General features: G+C 44.5%; 18 protein-coding genes and 1 other annotated feature. Of the genes, 4 read left to right on the plus strand and 14 right to left on the minus strand.

All coding sequences use genetic code 11. The features are described from left to right. Window positions 1–22 precede the first annotated feature (22 nt). The 12 genes from CEG13_RS11365 to CEG13_RS11420 form a co-directional block, all read right to left on the minus strand. Window positions 23–595 carry a TVP38/TMEM64 family protein gene (locus CEG13_RS11365; RefSeq protein ID WP_100012005.1) on the minus strand — a complete coding sequence of 191 codons (573 nt, stop codon included), beginning with the start codon at window positions 593–595 and terminating at the stop codon, window positions 23–25. A gap of 123 nt (window positions 596–718) precedes the next feature. Beyond that, entirely contained in the window at window positions 719–991 is a 273-nt protein-coding gene (locus CEG13_RS11370) for a DUF1294 domain-containing protein (RefSeq protein ID WP_100012006.1), read from the minus strand. Between the two features lie 75 nt (window positions 992–1,066). Then, entirely contained in the window at window positions 1,067–1,423 is a 357-nt protein-coding gene (gene rplT / locus CEG13_RS11375; protein ID WP_100012007.1) for a 50S ribosomal protein L20, read from the minus strand. 53 nt (window positions 1,424–1,476) lie between these two features. Next, window positions 1,477–1,674, minus strand: a complete 198-nt coding sequence (gene rpmI, locus CEG13_RS11380; RefSeq protein WP_100012008.1) for a 50S ribosomal protein L35 — start codon at window positions 1,672–1,674, stop codon at window positions 1,477–1,479. 26 nt (window positions 1,675–1,700) lie between these two features. Further along, the gene (gene infC, locus CEG13_RS11385; RefSeq protein WP_143469669.1) at window positions 1,701–2,204 is read right to left on the minus strand and encodes a translation initiation factor IF-3; all 504 of its coding nucleotides are present in this window, start codon (window positions 2,202–2,204) and stop codon (window positions 1,701–1,703) included. 70 nt (window positions 2,205–2,274) lie between these two features. Then, window positions 2,275–2,397, minus strand: a sequence feature (ribosomal protein L20 leader region). Between the two features lie 544 nt (window positions 2,398–2,941). Further along, window positions 2,942–4,882 (minus strand): threonine--tRNA ligase, encoded by a 1,941-nt coding sequence (gene thrS, locus CEG13_RS11390; protein ID WP_100012169.1) that lies wholly within the window; start codon window positions 4,880–4,882, stop codon window positions 2,942–2,944. A 355-nt stretch (window positions 4,883–5,237) separates the two neighbouring features. Next, a complete protein-coding gene (ytxC, locus tag CEG13_RS11395) occupies window positions 5,238–6,092 on the minus strand; it encodes a sporulation protein YtxC (protein WP_100012010.1) in 855 nt (284 codons plus the stop codon). 612 nt (window positions 6,093–6,704) lie between these two features. Then, window positions 6,705–7,637: a primosomal protein DnaI gene (dnaI, locus tag CEG13_RS11400; protein ID WP_100012011.1), complete on the minus strand. Its 933-nt coding sequence runs from the start codon at window positions 7,635–7,637 to the stop codon at window positions 6,705–6,707. Window positions 7,638–7,664: 27 nt separating this feature from the next. After that, complete coding sequence (locus CEG13_RS11405; protein ID WP_100012012.1) at window positions 7,665–8,996, minus strand: replication initiation and membrane attachment family protein; 1,332 nt, start codon at window positions 8,994–8,996, stop codon at window positions 7,665–7,667. Between the two features lie 31 nt (window positions 8,997–9,027). Beyond that, entirely contained in the window at window positions 9,028–9,507 is a 480-nt protein-coding gene (gene nrdR, locus CEG13_RS11410; RefSeq protein ID WP_100012170.1) for a transcriptional regulator NrdR, read from the minus strand. Window positions 9,508–9,544: 37 nt separating this feature from the next. Further along, window positions 9,545–9,931: a cytosolic protein gene (locus CEG13_RS11415; RefSeq protein WP_100012013.1), complete on the minus strand. Its 387-nt coding sequence runs from the start codon at window positions 9,929–9,931 to the stop codon at window positions 9,545–9,547. Between the two features lie 196 nt (window positions 9,932–10,127). Next, window positions 10,128–11,159, minus strand: coding sequence for a glyceraldehyde-3-phosphate dehydrogenase (locus CEG13_RS11420; protein ID WP_100012014.1), 1,032 nt, complete (start codon window positions 11,157–11,159; stop codon window positions 10,128–10,130). A gap of 249 nt (window positions 11,160–11,408) precedes the next feature. On the opposite strand from CEG13_RS11420, the gene CEG13_RS11425 reads away from it, so the two are divergent. Together CEG13_RS11425 and CEG13_RS11430 are read left to right on the plus strand one after the other, a co-directional pair. After that, entirely contained in the window at window positions 11,409–11,795 is a 387-nt protein-coding gene (locus CEG13_RS11425) for an STAS/SEC14 domain-containing protein (protein ID WP_143469670.1), read from the plus strand. Between the two features lie 21 nt (window positions 11,796–11,816). Then, window positions 11,817–12,803 (plus strand): methyl-accepting chemotaxis protein, encoded by a 987-nt coding sequence (locus CEG13_RS11430; protein ID WP_100012016.1) that lies wholly within the window; start codon window positions 11,817–11,819, stop codon window positions 12,801–12,803. Window positions 12,804–12,894: 91 nt separating this feature from the next. On the opposite strand, the gene CEG13_RS11435 is transcribed toward CEG13_RS11430, so the two are convergent. Beyond that, window positions 12,895–14,142 carry a glutamate-5-semialdehyde dehydrogenase gene (locus CEG13_RS11435; RefSeq protein WP_100012017.1) on the minus strand — a complete coding sequence of 416 codons (1,248 nt, stop codon included), beginning with the start codon at window positions 14,140–14,142 and terminating at the stop codon, window positions 12,895–12,897. Between the two features lies 1 nt (window position 14,143). After that, entirely contained in the window at window positions 14,144–15,244 is a 1,101-nt protein-coding gene (gene proB, locus CEG13_RS11440) for a glutamate 5-kinase (RefSeq protein ID WP_100012018.1), read from the minus strand. Between the two features lie 647 nt (window positions 15,245–15,891). Between proB and CEG13_RS11450 the strand changes: the two genes are divergently transcribed. Continuing rightward, window positions 15,892–17,058, plus strand: a complete 1,167-nt coding sequence (locus tag CEG13_RS11450; RefSeq protein WP_100012019.1) for a pyridoxal-phosphate-dependent aminotransferase family protein — start codon at window positions 15,892–15,894, stop codon at window positions 17,056–17,058. Further along, the gene (gene serA / locus CEG13_RS11455) at window positions 17,058–18,644 is read left to right on the plus strand and encodes a phosphoglycerate dehydrogenase (RefSeq protein ID WP_100012020.1); all 1,587 of its coding nucleotides are present in this window, start codon (window positions 17,058–17,060) and stop codon (window positions 18,642–18,644) included. Before CEG13_RS11450 ends, serA begins: the two co-directional genes overlap by 1 nt. Window positions 18,645–18,674: the final 30 nt, after the last annotated feature.

Raw genomic sequence — 18,674 nt, forward strand, 5'->3', positions numbered from 1 at the left:
AAAACAGAGGAATGGTTTTTTCTTATGTGCTTACCTGGAAAAATTCCTGCCATTTGATAATAATTTCTTTTCTTCTCAGCAGATAGATGAGCGGGAGCAGTGCGACCATAAAACCGAAGATATGAAGTGGGGTTAAATTGGAAATCCATCCTCCGATGGATGTGTACACGACAGCCAGCGGGATGTTGGACAGCAAGGATGATTTGGTATAATCCTTAAAGCCATCGGAGATTTCGATTAAGCATAGGGATAGCAAGTGAAAATGGATAAACGGAACAAGTCTCAACAGAGTAATCTGCGATGTGGTCAAACTGGAGTGGCTGCCAATCAGTTTCTTTTTTACCCCTACCAGCTTCGCGAACGTTTTCGGCATCCATCTAATAATATAGTAGAAAAGAATACTGGATAATGTGATGCCGATAATCGAATAAACAGTTCCCGCTAACGTACCGAATAGAATCCCACCACTAATGCAGATGAAGACCACTGGCAGAAACGTCAGCGGGCGCAATAAATGAAAGCTGATGAACAAGAGCGGCGCGAAAAGTCCCCCTGTTTCAATAAACGCCATCAAATAGTTGCCGAACAGTTCCATGACATGCCTCCTTTTTGCAAGTAGCTCATGAACAATCCCTACCTCCATCTATATGACAGGAGACGAGCCTTTATGACAAGCGGGGAAGAGTTTATGGATGTTTTCTGTTCAAATTATCCCTCACTACGACAGGAAGAAAAAGACAAGTCCAATGAGCTGAATCATAAGAATAAGCGGCATGCCAATCATAAAGGAACGATGCTTGGTCTTATGGCGAAAGACCCGCATTCCCAAATAGCATCCTGCCGCGCCGCCAAGCACCCCGAGCAGCCAGAATGTCCGCTCCGGAATGCGGTACTCCTGTTTTTTTGCTTTGCTCTTATCTCTCGCCATCAAATAAAATGTGATAGCATTTACTCCCACTATGTAAAACAGAATCGTATCCCATTCATTCATGATGCTGCTCCTTTATCCTGAAAGAAAAGGCCAAACCCGCTGTAGTTGTTCGGATTCGACCCTCTTTTTCATTTCTTATTTAAGTGCTGCTTTTGCTTTGTCTGCTAATTGTGCAAATGACTGTTCATCATGGATCGCCATGTCGGAAAGCATTTTACGGTTAATGTCGATCCCCGCTACTTTCAATCCGTGCATGAGTTTGCTGTAAGAAATATCATTTACGCGTGCTGCCGCATTAATACGTGTGATCCACAATTTGCGGAAATCACGTTTTTTCTGTCTGCGGTCACGGTAAGCATATTGCCCTGACTTCATCACTTGCTGTTTTGCTGTTTTAAATAGCGTCCGTTTCGAACCATAATATCCTTTAGCTAACTTTAATATACGTTTACGACGTCTGCGCGTCACTGTTCCACCTTTTACACGTGGCATAATAATTCCCTCCTAGAACATATAAATCAATATAGTAATCTTCGTTGTGATCCTTATTTATAAGGAAGCATGGTCTTAATGCGCTTGTAGTCTCCGGAAGATACAAGAGCAGCTTTGCGAAGTTTGCGTTTTTGTTTCTGTGATTTATGAGCAAACATATGGCTCGTGTATGCGTGGGAACGTTTCAGTTTTCCTGTCCCGGTTTTTTTGAAGCGTTTTTGTGAACCTTTATGAGTCTTCATTTTTGTCATGTCGAGTTCCTCCTTGAATAGTCCAATTACTTTTCTTTTACTGGAGCGACCATCATGAACATGTTGCGGCCTTCCATTTTCGGCTTGCTTTCTATCGTGCCAATGTCTTTCACCTCATCAGCGAAGCGATCGAGCACTTCTCTGCCAAGCTCTTTATGCGTAATGGCACGACCCCGGAAACGAACGGCTGCTTTTACTTTGTCGCCTTTATCCAGGAATTTTCTTGCATTCTTCAGTTTGGTTTCAAAATCGTGATCCCCGATGCCCGGTGTAAAGCGGACTTCTTTCACGTTAACCACTTTTTGATTCTTGCGTTGCTCTTTCTCTTTCTTCTGCTGCTCAAAGCGGTATTTCCCATAGTCCATAATCCGGCATACGGGCGGTTTCGCATTCGGTGCAACAAGCACGAGATCAAGATTCCGTTTCTGCGCTATATCCAATGCTTCATTGCGGGATTTCACACCAAGCTGATCCCCGTTTGAATCAATCAGACGTACTTCCCGAGCGCGAATCTTTTCGTTTACATTCATATCTCTGCTAATATTCAGCCACCTCCGTAAGATTTTGGAAAAAATACTGATCTATTTGGACAAGTGATTTCACACAAAAATAGTGTCGGCACATACTGCACCCACACGTCTCCATTGTTTAGAAAGATTTCGGAACCAGTCAACTGCCCAAGGGCGTCGATCAGGTGAGAAGCGGGTGCTTCTGCTTGTCGTAAGATCATGAAGTTTTATTCAACTTTTACAGTATAGCACGGTGCTGACTTCTTGTCAACAGCGGCGTTCGGCAAAGTTTTCTTTTCATGCTATTCCTCTTAATGACAATATAGCATAGATCCATGGAAGTTGTACAATGAAATAGTCGATGAAAAGACCCTGAATGCATTATTCAGGGTCTAAGTTCTTCTTGTAAGTTTCTCTCTTGGGCGGAAGTTTCTTCTCTGGGCCGGAAGTTCTCGCTCTCGGCCGGAAGTTTTATCTCTCGGCCGGAAGTTCCCACTCTCGACCGGAAGTTCCCGCTCTTGGCCGGAAGTTTTATCTCTCGACCGGAAGTTCCCGCTCTCGACCGGAAGTTCCCACTCTCGACCGGAAGTTCCCGCTCTTGGCCGGAAGTTTTATCTCTCGACCGGAAGTTCCCGCTCTCGACCGGAAGTTCCCACTCTCGACCGGAAGTTCCCGCTCTTGGCCGGAAGTTTTATCTCTCGACCGGAAGTTCCCACTCTCGACCGGAAGTTCCCGCTCTCGACAGCCTTCCTCCACATTCAGCTATGCATCTTTTTCCCGCCAATTTCTGTTTGAATCAGTTCCAAAAAGTCATTGAAGGCCAGCGTTTCCGATTGCTTTTCCCCGTAGCGGCGGACGTTTACGGCATTCTCTTCTGCTTCTTTGTCCCCGACGACAAGCGCAAATGGGACTTTCTCAGTCTGGGCTTCGCGTATTTTGTAGCCAATTTTCTCATTTCGCTCATCCACCACGACACGGATTCCTTCCCGGCGGAGCTTGTCCTCCACATTCCTGGCATAGTCAAGGTGGGCGTCAGGCGATACAGGGATTACTTTTGCCTGTACAGGGGCGAGCCATGTTGGGAATGCGCCTTTGTATTCTTCAATCAGAAAGGCCACAAACCGCTCCATGGTGGAAACCACACCTCGGTGAATAACGACAGGGCGATGTTCTTTTCCGTCTTCACCAATGTAAGTTAGATCAAAGCGTTCCGGCAAATGGAAGTCCAGCTGCACTGTGGACAGTGTCTCATCTTTACCTAAGGCCGTTTTCACCTGTACATCCAGCTTAGGTCCATAGAATGCCGCCTCGCCTTCTGCCTCAACATAATCCAGCTGCATGTCTTCCATTGTCTCTTTCAGCATGGCTTGCGCTTTATCCCACATCGCATCATTATCGACGTATTTTTCCTTATCTTCCGGATCGCGGTAGGAAAGGCGGAAATAATAATCCTCAATGCCGAAATCTTCATAAACCCGCTGGACCAGTTCCACCACCCGGATAAATTCATCTTTTAACTGATCCGGACGGGCAAAGATATGCGCGTCATTTAATGTCATTGCCCGTACCCGCTGTAGACCCGCCAGCGCACCGGACATCTCGTGGCGGTGCATGGTGCCAAGCTCAGCAATTCGTACAGGCAGATGGCGGTAGCTGTATAATTGGTTTTTATACACCATCATATGGTGCGGGCAGTTCATCGGGCGCAGCACCAAATCCTCATTATCCATCTCAAGTGTCGGGAACATGTCGTCCTTATAATGATCCCAATGCCCACTTGTTTTATAAAGATCGACACTGCCAAGGACCGGTGTATAGACGTGGTCATAACCGAGCCGCTCCTCCAGATCAACAATATAGCGCTCAATATTGCGGCGAATGGTCGCTCCTTTTGGCAACCATAACGGCAAGCCTTGCCCTACCTGCTGGGAAACAGTGAAGAGGCCGAGTTCCTTGCCGAGTTTACGGTGATCCCGTTCTTTCCGCTCTTCCAGGATGCGCAGATGTTCCTCCAGCTGGCTCTCTTTAGCAAAAGCAGTCCCGTAAATTCGCTGCAATTGCTGGTTATCGCTGTCTCCGCGCCAGTAGGCACCGGAAATACTCAGCAATTTAAATGCTTTGATTTTATTGGTGGACGGAACATGTACCCCGCGACAAAGATCAAAGAATTCCCCTTGCCGGTAAATGGTAACCTGCTCTGCATCCGGAATCGCATCGATCAGTTCGAGCTTCAGCGGATCACCTTTAAACATTTCCTTCGCTTTCTCACGGGAAACTTCCACCCGCTCGATTTCCAGCGCTTCATCGATAATCCGCTTCATTTCTTTTTCAATCTGCGGCAAGTCTTCCGGGGAGAGCTTATGCTCCATATCCATATCATAATAGAAGCCTTCCTCAATCACCGGACCAACGCCAAAATTCACCTTTCCGTAAATCCGCTGGATGGCCTGTGCCATTAGGTGAGCAGTAGAATGCCGCATTACGTCAATGCCTTCCTGATTTTTGGGGGTGATGATCTCGATTTTACCGCCTTCCTGCAGTTCCCGGCGTAAATCGACCAATTCTCCGTCCAACTTAATTGCCAATGCCTGCTTTTTTAAGCCGGACGAGATCGCGCCGGCTACTTCTTCTCCTGTAATGCCGGCAGGGAATTTCTTTTCTGCTCCATCGGGAAATACAATACTGATTTCTGCTGCCATGATTGTCACTCCTTTTAATTGTTGAATTGCAACAGTGCAAACAAAAAACGCCCGTCCTCCTGCAAAAATGCAAGGGACGAGCGCTTTACACGTCGTGGTTCCACCCAAATTTCCATCACGAATCCGCAATGGCTTCATTTTTGTTAACGCAGCATACCTGCGCCGCTGTTTACTTAGGTTCCACAGCGGGGTTCCAAGGCGGTAATTATCTGCTTGTACAGCGGAAGCTTTCAGCCGCGGCTTCCTTCTCTTTTCCATACAGCGCACAAATAATCATGTCCTCTTCCTAACCTTTATCCAATCCTGTATGATATATAATCTGTATTATAGCTTCTCATTTGGATAAAAGCAAGCCCTATTTAGGCTTTTTTTGGACATAGGGAAAAGGAAATTTGTTGTACGCCAGGAAATCCGCTTTTTCCTGAAAGACATTGATTACCGTCAGCGTTTTTGGTTCCGAGGGGTGGTCCCCGTAAATCTTCACTTTTTTTGGTGCCATGGCGATCAATGGTGCCAGGTTCCACTCATTCTCGTCCAGTCCGAAGATATACAGCGGCTCCACCTGCATGCGCTTCGCCAGCTCCAGACGCGACAGTTTTTTACCCTCGCTGTTAAAGAAGAGAAAGGGGTTCCCCTGCAGCACATGAATGATATCTTCTCCCGGCTCTTTCTTCACCATGTATTCCCGCAGCATGTTCACAAATGCCTGATGATCTTCCTCCCGCTTGAACTCGTCAATAGCCAGTCCGACATACTGAATCAGCTGTTCACGGAAAACCCGCAGCCTGAAATTCACAATTGAATCGTAATGAATCGCCGCAAGACCTTTTGTGTTGGCAATAAACAAGGCATAAAGCAGCTGAACAGGATCGCCGGTTTTCCGTACATTGAGGCTGTCCTCATCCTCTCCGGCAAAAATCCACTCCGTCAGTTCCACAATCCGTTCAATTTCCTCATGGTCGGTATAATAGTAAACGTCCCGGATAATCGTCCGAATCATGTCTCCAAGCCGGTGGAATGCAAATACATCTGCCATTGCCTTTGCGATGGTGTCCTCCAGCTGATTGCCCGGAAGCCTTTTTTCAAACTGCAGCTGATTCCCCCATTCGTCATGTGTTCTCCAATGCAGATCCAGCTCTCTGTTGTACTGAAAAAGCTGTTCGCAAAACCGAATGACATCTTTATCTGATTCAAAATAAACCTCCAGCAATAAACATCACCCTCATCCAACTCCAAACTGTTACATTATATGGGCGGGAAAAGGAAAAGATGTATAAACGCCGAAACTAGTAACTATAGCAAAAAAAGCAGAGAGATGGCTTTTTCGCCTGAACTCTCTGCTTGCTTCCTTTTAGCTCATTTCGCAAGTTTTGTTGGTTGTTTATTTTTGAGTTGATGGAAACTGTGACCTAACCTACAATTCGATTTTGTAAAAATTTCTTCAGCAGAGTGCTCGTTGATTTCCGCTGCGGGCATCCGCATTCCGCGGGAAGCTGCCGAGCCTCCTTGTGCTGGCGCACGGCGGTGTCTCGCCTAGGCTTTTCTTCCCGCAGGAGTCGGATGCCCTCCGCTCCAATCAACCATCAACAAAGTAGTTAGGTATTGATGAACTTAAAGAGCACACTTGTAGCGGAGGAAATACCCCGAGACTCCTGCGGGATCATAGTCATAGGTGAGACCCCTCAAGTGGAGACAGCGCGAGGAGGCTCACCAGACGCCCGCGGAAAGCGAGGGGTATTTCTGTAGCGGCAGGAATTACGTCACCGGTTATAGATATTTTGATAATAAAACAATTTTTAAAAACAGCCCTTTTTGCTAAACTTCACAAATAACGCCGGTTATCCCCGATAATCTCCACTGCGCTTGAGACCTGTCTGATCCGCTCGACAATCCTTCCTGCTTTCACCGTTTCAATCCCTGACCGGGTCGAAGCAAGCAAACCCTCCAGCTGGTCCAGACTATAATTGGAAGTGAAAAATACCGGCAGCCCCTCCATCATACGGTACTGCAGAATCGAGCCGAGAATTTCATCCCGGAACCAGGCGGACTGCATTTCCGCTCCAATATCATCGATCATCAATACATCAGCCCTCTTGAAATAATCGACCTTTTCATTCGTGGAATCATCTTTAAACGATGACTTGATTTCCCGAACAAACTCCGGCATATAAATCATCATCGACGAGATGTTCAGCTCTTTCAGTTTATTGGCGATCGCTCCGAGAAAATAGGTTTTGCCGACACCGAACGAACCGTAAAAATAAATACCTTTTGCCGGAAGTCCCTTTTCCGCCTGCTTGATAAAAGCGTACAATTCCCGGATCGCCGGATTGCGTTTGGCATCACGATAATCGATATCATCGGTCGTTGCCTCAAGAATATCCTTTGGCATATGGACACTCTGAATCAGCTTCTCCTGAGCCTGTTGCTTTTCATGCATGATCCGGTTATGGCATTTTTCATAAGAAATACGAATTTCTCCGCTTTCCACATGCAGCACAGGAGAATAGCCCGGGAGCATGTTCTGACAAGCACCAAATGACGCGCAGCTGGCACATTGCTTGGACTGGGACTGGTATTCATAGAGCTTGATAAGACTTTTCGTGATTTCTTTTTGCGTTAGTCCGGGATGCTCCGAAAGAAAAGCCTTGATCTCAGGATCGGCCAGCACCTCTTTCTTTATCTTTATGTAGTTTTCTTTGAAATTTTCATTATCCTGCATCCATTTTCTTAATGTGGATTGGACTGGTTTCATTTGGATCACCTTTATAATGGCTATTTTTTATTTCTTGCTCGACAACTGTTTTAGAAGATCGGCAATTTCCTCCTGCTCCTGTAATGCGTCTCTGTTCTGAGGCGCTTGAGCCGTGCTGCCTGAAGGGGCAGTTTTTCTGTCCTTGAACCATTCCGGCACGATTTCTTTGGATGCTTGCTTACGGTTGGATTGCCGCTGGGCTTTACCTTTCTGGAACCTTTCCTTTTCCTGTTTGGCAAATACCATCGCCTCTTTAGCCGTTTTGAGATTGGCACGAGACCAGTGGCTGGCAATTTTCTCCAAATAGGCTTTGGACAGCTTCATATTCGACTGCAAGAGCACATAATGGATCAGCACATTCATCACAGGAGACGGCAACCCTTGAGAAGCCATGACTTCGCGAATCGCCTTCATGTCCTGTTCGGACGCATGGTTCCCGCTGGACAGATCCTCCAGTAATTGTTTGGGCGAGCTTGTCTCCAACGCATGGATCAGCTGCTCTTCTTTTGTTGCCGGCTCTGAATGCGGCTGCGTGGCTTTTTCCTGCTTTGCAGACAACTGAAGACGCGGGTTCCCGTATGCTGCCTTAAACAGATCATGGCAGGCTGATTTAAATTCCTCCGTATGCAGCCGGTTATCCTCGGTCAATGCCCACATTAGTGCTTTTTCCACATCGTGCGCAGCAAGGTCGTACAATTCCATCATTTGCTGGATCAGCCGGCGATTTTCCGCTGTCAGCACCTTGCCTGATGGGATCATCCGCTGTTTCAGCATCTGTTTTATCCAGGCAAAGTCAATCGCCGCTGTCTTGTGCTGTTCTACTTTGTTATTTGTATTTTCCGATGTCGGCACGACGGTCGGCGTAAACGTTTGAAACACATCGTGAAAACCTGCTGTAACATCACTGCCGGCATCCGTTCGCTCGTTTTTGGCAAAATGGTTTTTCAACTGGGCAAATTTATCCTCACCGATATGATGCTGCAGCAGCTGGGCAAGCATGGCATCCGCAAAAAATTCCTCTGGTGCAAACGTGCGTTGCAGTTCATACATATAAATATTTTGCGGCATGGCTTCCTTTTTATAGGTTTTCAAAAGCCCGATCCCCTCAAGCTTGCGTCTGGCCTGATAGATTTCATCAAGCGGCAGGCTGGAATAATTCATCAGACTGTGATGGGTCTGCGGGCTGCCTTCCTGCTGCAAGGGAATGTCATGCAGCAGCGTCTGGTAGAGCATGACAGCCTGAATGCCGATCAGCGGCTGATATAAATGGGTAAGGGATACTGCATACCCCTCCGGCAGAGGGTTATTCAGCCGTACATAATAACCTTCGACAGGTAATATTTTTCCAATATAGCTCATTTATCATGCCCCTCCCCTGCTGCAAATTCGTTCATTCTAATTTCTCCTGTTGTTCTTTGTCTGTATTGATCAGATCTTTTAATTCATCGAGAAACACACTGATGTCCTTAAACTGGCGGTAGACAGAGGCAAACCGGACGTAAGCCACCTCGTCCACTTCGGAAAGCTGCTCCATAACCATTTCCCCGATTTCTTTGGAATCAACCTCGGAAACACCGTCATTTCTTAGAGTTTTCTCTACCTTGAACGCAATTTCTTCAATCTTATCCATGGGCACCGGTCGTTTTTCACATGCTTTGATTAACCCCCGAATGAGCTTTTCCCTGCTGAATTCCTGCCTGGCCCCATCCTTTTTGACGACGATGAGTGGCACCTCTTCAATCCGTTCAAATGTCGTAAACCGAAACCCGCATCGTTCGCACTCCCTGCGTCTGCGGATGGACTGTCCTTCCTCAATCGGCCGGGAATCGAGCACTTTGGTACTTTTATTGTGGCAATTGGAACATCTCATCATGATTCAACCCCATTCTCAAGGCTTACTCCGCTGTTCATTTTTCCTCAATCAGCGGCAGTTCCTTCCCCGTTTGCGTGTACAATGCTTTGATCACTTTTGTGCTGTGTCCGAAATCAAAGGGAAACGCTGATTCCGTTGTTACCGAAAAATCAACCGCCGTACGGTATGGCCGCACCATAATTACGGTGGTGACAATGAATGTCTTTTTCCCCTTTGCGGTATAGACGCTGATTTCGCCGTGTTCCTTGGAAACGGCATGCAGCTCATAGTCTGCCGAGTTACGGAAAAACTCCTCCAGCACCTGCATCGCCTTGTCCTTGGTCGTTTTATAATAGCGTGTCTGAAGCGCCTCATCCCAATGTTTCTCCATCGTTTCTGCATGGTTGTTAAAATATTTATTGATTGTATGACGAATTGCCATGTCTCCTCAGCCCCATCCACTCGTATTCCGTCTATGTATTTCTCTATTTTACCAGATTTCCTTCCATTCCTCTAGAGCGAATAAGCAGCATCCGTTTAAAAACAGATGCTGCTCATGTGATAAGTCTATTAAATATTTGTTTGTTGTTCGACTAACAGCCTTTTAATCTGTGGCTCACAGATTCTGCATGGCCAGTCTAGGAAATATTTTCCTGATGTGCCGGCAACAGACTTCCAACGTATTTAGCTAGATCCATCACCCTTTTGGAATAGCCCCATTCATTGTCATACCAGGCAAGCACTTTGACTTTATTATCTTCCATGACCATTGTGGATAACCCGTCAATGATTGCCGAATAATCTGTTGTTGTATAATCGATCGACACAAGCGGCTTTTCACTATACTGGATAATTCCAGCCAACTCCCCTTTGGCAGCCTGTTTGAACACATTATTTATTTCTTCTTCCGTGACGTCTGTTCCCAGATCAACGACCAGATCAACCAGGGATACATTCGGTGTCGGCACCCTGAGTGCCATGCCATGCAGTTTGCCGTTCAGATGCGGCAGCACTTCACCAAGTGCCTTGGCCGCACCGGTTGATGTCGGAATGATCGACTGGGTGCATCCCCGGGCACGGCGCAAATCTTTATGCGGATTATCAATATTTCGCTGGTCGTTCGTGAACGCATGCACAGTCGTCATCAGCCCGTTAATAATGGAAAAATGATCATCCAGCACTTTCACCACAGGTGCCAGACAATTGGTTGTACAGGAAGCATTGGAAATCACATCGTCTGTTTCCGGTCGGTAGCTGGATTGATTGACCCCCATGACAATCGTATTATCCACTTGCTTGCCAGGCGCTGTGATCACCACTTTTCGCGCTCCTGCCTCCACATGCCGGCCAGCTGTTTCCTTCGTGGTAAATTTGCCCGTCGCCTCGATAACGACATCAATATCCAGCTTCCCCCACGGGAGCCGCTCCGGCTGCCGGTCGTTCACCAGCTTAATGATCCGGTCATTTACTTCCAGACCGTCTTGAAGCGCTTCCACTTCTTCGTCAAAAATTCCATGCACACTGTCATATTTTATGAGATGGGCCAGAGTTTCCGGAGGATAGTTTGCATTAATGGCCACCACCTCTAATGTCTCATCCTTAACCGCCTGCCGGAACACCATCCGGCCAATTCGACCAAAACCATTAATTGCGATTCTCGTTTTATTCATGTAGGATCCTCCCCATATGCGTTATACTTTTCATCCTTATTTATTAATTAGTATAACACAATCGAGGAAGAATGTGTTTTTATTTCGAGGAAAACTGAAATAATTATTATATTAAATGCGAGGACCGTTCTTTTCCCCACTTAGAATAGAGCGTTCAATAAAAAGTCTGATTTTAAAAAAGATAAAGGACTTTTCTCTTATCTTTTTCGCCAGGTTATTGTATGATAAAGAGGAAAGAGGGGGATGACGGTGTACACAGTAAAAATTATAGATAAAGAAGAGAAAATCGGAATGCTGAAATGGGAAGGCATGGTCAAGGCAACAGAAATTGATAACGCTACCGCTGATCTAAAAGAATTACATAAAGAATTTGGGGACCAAAAATATTATTTAATGGTAGATGTTAAGGATTTAAAAGTATTCAGCCCTGATGCGAAAGAGAAAATAGTCGAGCAGCAAAAATGGATAAAGTCCAGCTTACATGTAAGCGCAGTAGTCATGGACAAAAAATTAATTGAAAGACAGTTAAAAGAGTTAGGAAGCAGATCATCCACAGATGAAATTGAAATTTTCTTCCCTGCCTATGAAGAGGCTTTAGCTTATTTGGAAGAACTTGCTTCAAAAAAATCATCATGAATTATCTAAGGGGGGAGAAGGATGGGTTGGTTTAAACGTAAAGAAGAACCTTCTGCTGAGGAAGCAACACTTGAAGTAGTTTCCGATAGTCATGAAGACCAAATGAATGAAATCATCAATGAGTTTTCGGAAAAACTCGTAGCTTTAGCTGAGGATTCTCATACGCAAGCAAATGAAAACAAAGCGTACATAGATAATATTACGCAAAGTTCCGTTAAACAAGCAGAAAAGTCGATGCAAAACACGATCCTGATCGAGGAATTAAACAAGTTAATCCTCAATATTAATGATCGAACCGGCAGCCTTGAAGTAACAATTGAGAAAACGAAGCAGGCAAGTGATGATGGGGATGAAACAATTATTCGTTTGAAAACCATTTCTGAGGAAAACTTGGGGATTTCCAACCAAATTGTATCAGATATCGTAGCTCTGAATAAGCAGATTGAGCATATTAGCTCTTTCACAGAATCCATTAAGAATATAGCAAAGCAAACGAACTTACTATCGCTAAATGCATCAATTGAGGCCGCAAAAGCCGGAGAGTACGGAAGAGGGTTCACCGTCGTTGCAAATGAGGTTCGTAAGCTTGCGGAACAATCGGCGAGTGCTACAGTAGAAATTGATGAAACCCTTGATGAGGTCGTTCAACAAGTAAAGCGAACAATGGAAAACATTGATAAAACTAAAAAAATTGCAGAATCCCAAAATACCGCTGTACTGGAAACAAAGGAAATTTTCAACCATATCCATGAAACAGTCGACGAGATTAAAGGGGCCCTGTCGTGGGTAAAGGAAAGTACAACAGATATAACAGAAAAAAATAAGGATCTGACAGAAAACAATACTGACATCCAGGAAATTAGTGAAGAAAATGCAGAACACGCTTATCAATCGGCGGAAAGCATGGAAACATTAACGGATATTACCAATAAGGTCAGGGATCGTGCGGTAGAACTTGCGGATACGGCGAAGAACTTTGACAGGGAAAAGCAGCATGTAGGTGAATAGATGGGAGAGATAATGAAGTTCAAAAGAGGGGTTTAATCTTTTGAGCTTCATTATTTTATTGCTGCTTAATTATGGCTATCGTGTTCCTATTTCACTCGCGAATCTGCCCGCTCCCACGTATGAAAAATTTGCTCGACGTTAATGCAGGTAATCCCATTGGGCCTCTTGCATGCAGTTTCTGGGTACTTATCCCAATTTCTGCCCCGTATCCGAATTCAAATCCATCTGTGAATCTTGTAGAAGCATTGTGATAGACAGCTGCTGCATCTACATTTTGCAGGAAAATTGCCGCTTGTTGATCGTCTTCTGTGATAATGGCTTCGGAATGCTTCGTGCCGTAGTTATTGATATGCGCTATCGCTTCCTCATTATTTGCTACTACTTTAACGCTTAAAGTAAGCCCAAGGTATTCACTTCCCCAATCTGCCTCTGTTGCAGGATTTGCTTCAGGAAATATCTTACAAACCCTATCGTCCCCGTTAATCTCCACTTCATTCTCATGGAGTTTAGACAGTACCTCGGATCCATACAGCTCGAACCACTTCTCATGAATCAAAACGGACTCAATTGCATTACAAACCGATGGTCGTTGCAGTTTTGCATTTAATACAATTTCCTCTGCCATCTTGATCTTAGCAGTTTCGTCAATAAAAATATGGCAATTGCCAGCTCCTGTTTCAATCACCGGTACCGTCGATTCACGGATAACTGTATCAATTAAATTTTTCCCGCCTCTTGGTATCAGCACATCCAAATAATCATTTAACTGAAACAATTCTTTTGCCGTTTCTCTGTTCGTGTCCTCGATTAATTGAACCGCATCTACAGGAAGTGCGCTTTTTTCCAGTGCTCGATGTATGGCTTGAACAAGTGCCATATTGGAAAATGCAGCTGAGGAACTTCCTCTTAAAAGAACTGCATTCCCTGTTTTTAACGTGAGTGTTGCGGCATCCATGGTCACATTTGGTCTTGCTTCATAAATCATTCCGATAACACCGATTGGAACGCGGCGTTTTTCAATTTGCAGTCCATTTTCTTTTTCAATCGTTTCGAGTAATTCCCCGATCGGGTCTTCCAAGTCTGCTATTTGCTTAATTGCAGCAGCCATATCTTTTATCCGTGTTTCATTCAACATGATCCGATCAAGCACCGCTTCAGATAGCCCCTTGGCTTTTCCTTCGCTGATATCCTTCGCATTTTCCTCTAAAATAGCCGCTTGATCGGCGACTAGCTGATCCGCGATTATATTTAATGCAGCATTTTTTTCTTCTGTCGTTACTCCTGTTAATAGAAAACTCGCTTTTTTTGCAGCTTTTCCCTTTTTTTGTACTTCCGTCATTTTATTCACTCCCCATCTTTACCCAGCCGTCACGATGGATAACTTCAGCAGACTTTGCTGCAGCACCCGTATTATCCCTTTTTTCGAGCCTTTTTTTTAATTCATCTGATGAGCAATTTATTTCACCTTTTCCCAAAAAACCGCTCGTGCCATATACTTTAACCACATCTCCTTTATGGAATGTTCCTTTCACTTTAAAAACGCCTGCGGGCAATAAGCTTTTGCCATTATACAAAATTGCCTCTTCTGCCCCCTGATCCACATAAATTTTCCCGGCGGATTCCGAGTGTAATGCAATCCACTGTTTTCTTGTGTTAACCGATCCAAGGGACTGTTTAGCAATATAAGTGCCGTCCCCTTCTCCATTTAATACCTTAAGCAATTTATTAGCACCTTTTCCGTTACCGATAAAGACAGGAACACCGAGTGTCATGGCCGTTTTTGCAGCTAGGAGCTTAGACTTCATCCCACCTGTCCCAATTTCTGAACCGGTGTCGTCAGTCTCTGTAAGCCTATCATCCGTAATATCCTCCAGAAAATCAATCCTATTTGCAAATGGGTCATTCCTGGGATTGCCATCATAAAGCCCGTTAATATCTGTTAAAATAATCAATTGATCTGCATGGACAAAACCGCTGACAAGCGCGGAAAGCATATCATTATCTCCAAATGTTAATTCTTCAACCGATACCGTGTCATTTTCGTTAATAATTGGTAAAACCCCGCGTTCCAGCAGCTCGGTGATTGTGGCGAATGCATTTCTGTATCGTTCACGATTCGAAAAATCATTTCGTGTTATTAAAAGTTGCGCACAAGTAAGATTAAATTCCTTGAATTTTTCAATATATGTTTGAATTAACAGTCCCTGCCCAACAGCCGCTGCCGCTTGCTTCCCTTTAATCGTTACAGGCCTGGAGGAATAGCCTAATCCAGTAAATCCAGCCGCAACCGCACCTGACGAAACTAAAATAACGTCATGATTTGTACGGCGAAGAGTCGCAATTGCGTAAACATGCTCAGTTAACTTTTCCTGATCTATTTCACCTTTATCATTTGTTAACGAACTGCTACCAATTTTAACAACGATTCGTTTTTTTCCCATTTTGCATTGCTCCTGCCAAGATATTTAATCGCTAGAAAACTTGGCATACGCCAGGCCTTTAGGCGTATGCCTTAGGTGCACTTATGCAGTAAGAAAGCAGTTATACTTTCTTAACTGCCAAAAAAAGCCCATTCATCCCGTATAAAAAGGACGAAAGAGCTTTTGCTTCCGCGGTACCACCATTATTGAATGTGACCAACACATTCCGCTTTGCTTCTATAACGCTGAAGATAAGCGCCCATCAAGGGACTCTGAAGGCAGGTTCAGTGGCTTATTTGCGTGCAGAATCTTTCAGCTCATAAATTCTGCTCTCTTATCACATCAAGTTTCACATACTAGTCCTTCGTTAACGTTCAATTATACTATTAATAATAGTATGAAGAGGGAATCCATTAATGTCAAGGGTGAAAATGCTCTCGTCATCTTTTCAGAAGTAAGCAGTCTTGGAAGAAATTAACCGAATTCATTAGCAAAAACTCCTTCCCCTAGATAAATGCGAACAGTGCCAGGCACTGTTCGCATTTTATTTGACATCTCTTTAAAAATTTCCTTAATACATTGACAATAATTCTGCATCTTATATGATGAGGAATATTTTATATTAATGATAGACTCTGTTTATATAGATGAAGAAAGGAGAAATAATCATGCTATCAGAACAACAAATACTAAGAATCCCCGGCCCAAGCCCGATTCCTCCAAGTGTACAGCGCGCCATGAGTCAGCCGATGATTGGACATCGCGGTCAGGAAACCAAGGAACTGCTGCAGCGGATTAAACCGAAGCTTAAGCCTATTTTCGGAACCGAGCAAGAAGTACTCATCCTAACAGGAAGTGGAACAGCAGGACTGGAAACAGCAGTTGCCAATACAGTAAAGCCTGGTGATGAGGTGTTAGTTATCATAACAGGTGCCTTTGGGGATCGTTTCGCCAAAATATGTAATGAATATCAACTAAAAACCCATCGGCTCGATATTCCATGGGGTGAAGCCGTGTTACCTGAAACCGTTCAGGAATACATGGAAAAACATCCAAATCTAAAAGCAGTCTTTGTTACATTTTGCGAGACTTCTACAGGGGTAGTAAACCCTGTTCAAGAACTTGCAAAAAGGGTACATACATATTCGGATGCATTATTCATTGTGGATGGCGTTTCCTGTGTCGGCGGTGTTGAAACAAAAATTGATGAATGGGGTATCGACCTTTTAGTAACAGGTTCGCAAAAGGCGATGATGCTTCCTGCCGGTTTAACCTTTGTAGCAGCGAGTGACCGTGCTTGGACGGTAATCGAGGGAAACGAACAACCACGCTTCTATTTGGATTTGAAAAAATACCGGGATAATGCAGCAAAAGATTCTACACCATTTACGCCAGCGGTATCCCTATTATTTGGCTTGGAGCAGGCTCTCCAGCTTATCGAGGAAGAAGGTCTCACGCAGGTTTACGCTAGACATCAATTAATGATGGACATGACAAGAGCGGCATTTCGAGCACTGGACATTCCACTGCTCACCAGTGATAAAGCTGCTTCACCTACCGTTACTGCTATTGAACCTACCGATTTTCAAGCAGAGGATTTGCGAAATTTAGTAAAGAAAGAATTCGGATTAACGATGGCTGGTGGACAGCAACATATGAAAGGAAAAATTTTCCGAATCGGACATATGGGTTATTGTTCACCGGCGGATATACTGCAAACCATCAGCATTATAGAAATCGGATTACGTAAAATTGGTAAAACGATTGAGCTTGGTGCAGGAACACAAGCAGCTCAGGAAGTTTATATCGAACAATTAATACAGGGGGTATTATAGTGCCATTTCATATATTAATTACGGATCCACTAAGCGAGGAAGGTATTCAACCACTTCGCAACACAGAAAACATGAATATTGTCATCGATACGGATTTAACACCTGAAGAATTAGCCGTCAAAATTGCAGACTTCGATGCTTTGTTAGTACGCAGCCAAACCCAAGTGACAAGTGAAATCATCCGTAAAGCTTCCAATCTGAAAATCATCGGCCGTGCCGGTGTCGGGGTGGATAATATTGACCTGGATGCTGCAACAGAACATGGGATCATTGTGGTAAATGCACCTAACGGGAATACCAATTCAGCAGCAGAGCATACAATGGCAATGATCATGTCCTTATCCCGAAAAATTCCCCAGGCATACAACGCGTTAAAAAATCATCAATGGGACCGGAAAAAATATGTGGGAGTTGAATTAAAAGACAAAACACTTGGTGTGGTCGGGCTTGGAAGAATCGGCTCAGAAGTTGCCTCCAGAGCGAAGGGGCAACGGATGAATATCATCGCATATGATCCATTTTTAACAGAGGAAAGAGCTGATAAAATGGGGATTGGCTATGGTACGATTGAGGAAGTTTTACAAGCAGCAGACTTCATCACCGTACATACCCCATTGTTAAAAGAAACAAAGCACCTGCTTAATGCGGACGCTTTTCAAACCATGAAAAAAGGCGTACAGATCGTTAATTGTGCCCGTGGCGGCATCATTGACGAAGAAGCTTTATACGAGGCAATCCTCTCCAAAAAAGTAGCCGGTGCTGCGCTGGATGTTTTTGAAGAGGAACCATTCCTGAATAATAAACTATTGGAATTACCGGAAGTAATTGCTACCCCGCACCTTGGCGCAAGCACCATCGAGGCACAGGAAAATGTAGCTATCGATGTCAGTCATGATGTTGTTACCTTTCTAACAGGCGGATCGGTTAAAAATCCGGTGAATCTCCCTTCCGTACCGAGAGAAATCATGAATAAAATTGAACCTTATTTTAATCTGGCGGAAAAGCTGGGATCATTCCTTATTGATTTAACTGGGGAAGTAGCTGAAGAGGTAAACATCTTCTATTCCGGCGATTTGTCTGAAGTAGAAGTAGCACCATTAACCAGAAATACGGTAAAAGGACTGTTGAAACGCCATCTCGGTGACCATGTGAATGATGTCAACGCCCTTTATCTTGCTGAAAGAAAAGGGATAAGCGTAAATGAAAACAAAACATCCTCTACAAAAGGTTTCACCAATCTGCTTACGGTAGAAGTGAGAACCAAATCAGATGTTAGAAAGGTGTCAGGGACACTATTAAATGGTATGGGACCACGGATTGTAAAAGTAGATAACTACAGTGTTGACGTAACACCAGTGGGACATATCGTCGTCATTCATCATCAAGACCAGCCAGGTGTCATCGGCAGAATGGGGTCCCTCCTGGCACAGCATCATATCAACATTGCGACCATGCAGGTGGATAGATCCGATATCGGCGGAAATGCAATCATGATGCTAACTGTTGACAAGCATATAGAAGAAAAGGAATTGGAAACCTTAAAAGAACTCGAAGAAATTTATGACGTGACGGCAATAAACTTATAGAAATAAGCACACAGTAGATTTTATACTGTG

The organism is Lentibacillus sediminis, assembly GCF_002763455.1.
Classification (GTDB): domain Bacteria; phylum Bacillota; class Bacilli; order Bacillales; family Amphibacillaceae; genus Lentibacillus_D; species Lentibacillus_D sediminis_A.

Excerpts from the sequence above, each read along its gene's own strand:
- CEG13_RS11365 (WP_100012005.1), bottom strand. The coding sequence starts at position 595 with ATGGAACTGTTCGGCAACTATTTGATGGCGTTTATTGAAACAGGGGGA.
- CEG13_RS11370 (WP_100012006.1), bottom strand. The coding sequence starts at position 991 with ATGAATGAATGGGATACGATTCTGTTTTACATAGTGGGAGTAAATGCT.
- rplT (WP_100012007.1), bottom strand. The coding sequence starts at position 1,423 with ATGCCACGTGTAAAAGGTGGAACAGTGACGCGCAGACGTCGTAAACGT.
- rpmI (WP_100012008.1), bottom strand. The coding sequence starts at position 1,674 with ATGACAAAAATGAAGACTCATAAAGGTTCACAAAAACGCTTCAAAAAA.
- infC (WP_143469669.1), bottom strand. The coding sequence starts at position 2,204 with ATGAATGTAAACGAAAAGATTCGCGCTCGGGAAGTACGTCTGATTGAT.
- thrS (WP_100012169.1), bottom strand. The coding sequence starts at position 4,882 with ATGGCAGCAGAAATCAGTATTGTATTTCCCGATGGAGCAGAAAAGAAA.
- dnaI (WP_100012011.1), bottom strand. The coding sequence starts at position 7,637 with ATGAAACCAGTCCAATCCACATTAAGAAAATGGATGCAGGATAATGAA.
- CEG13_RS11405 (WP_100012012.1), bottom strand. The coding sequence starts at position 8,996 with ATGAGCTATATTGGAAAAATATTACCTGTCGAAGGTTATTATGTACGG.
- nrdR (WP_100012170.1), bottom strand. The coding sequence starts at position 9,507 with ATGAGATGTTCCAATTGCCACAATAAAAGTACCAAAGTGCTCGATTCC.
- CEG13_RS11415 (WP_100012013.1), bottom strand. The coding sequence starts at position 9,931 with ATGGCAATTCGTCATACAATCAATAAATATTTTAACAACCATGCAGAA.
- CEG13_RS11420 (WP_100012014.1), bottom strand. The coding sequence starts at position 11,159 with ATGAATAAAACGAGAATCGCAATTAATGGTTTTGGTCGAATTGGCCGG.
- CEG13_RS11430 (WP_100012016.1), top strand. The coding sequence starts at position 11,817 with ATGGGTTGGTTTAAACGTAAAGAAGAACCTTCTGCTGAGGAAGCAACA.
- CEG13_RS11435 (WP_100012017.1), bottom strand. The coding sequence starts at position 14,142 with ATGACGGAAGTACAAAAAAAGGGAAAAGCTGCAAAAAAAGCGAGTTTT.
- proB (WP_100012018.1), bottom strand. The coding sequence starts at position 15,244 with ATGGGAAAAAAACGAATCGTTGTTAAAATTGGTAGCAGTTCGTTAACA.
- CEG13_RS11450 (WP_100012019.1), top strand. The coding sequence starts at position 15,892 with ATGCTATCAGAACAACAAATACTAAGAATCCCCGGCCCAAGCCCGATT.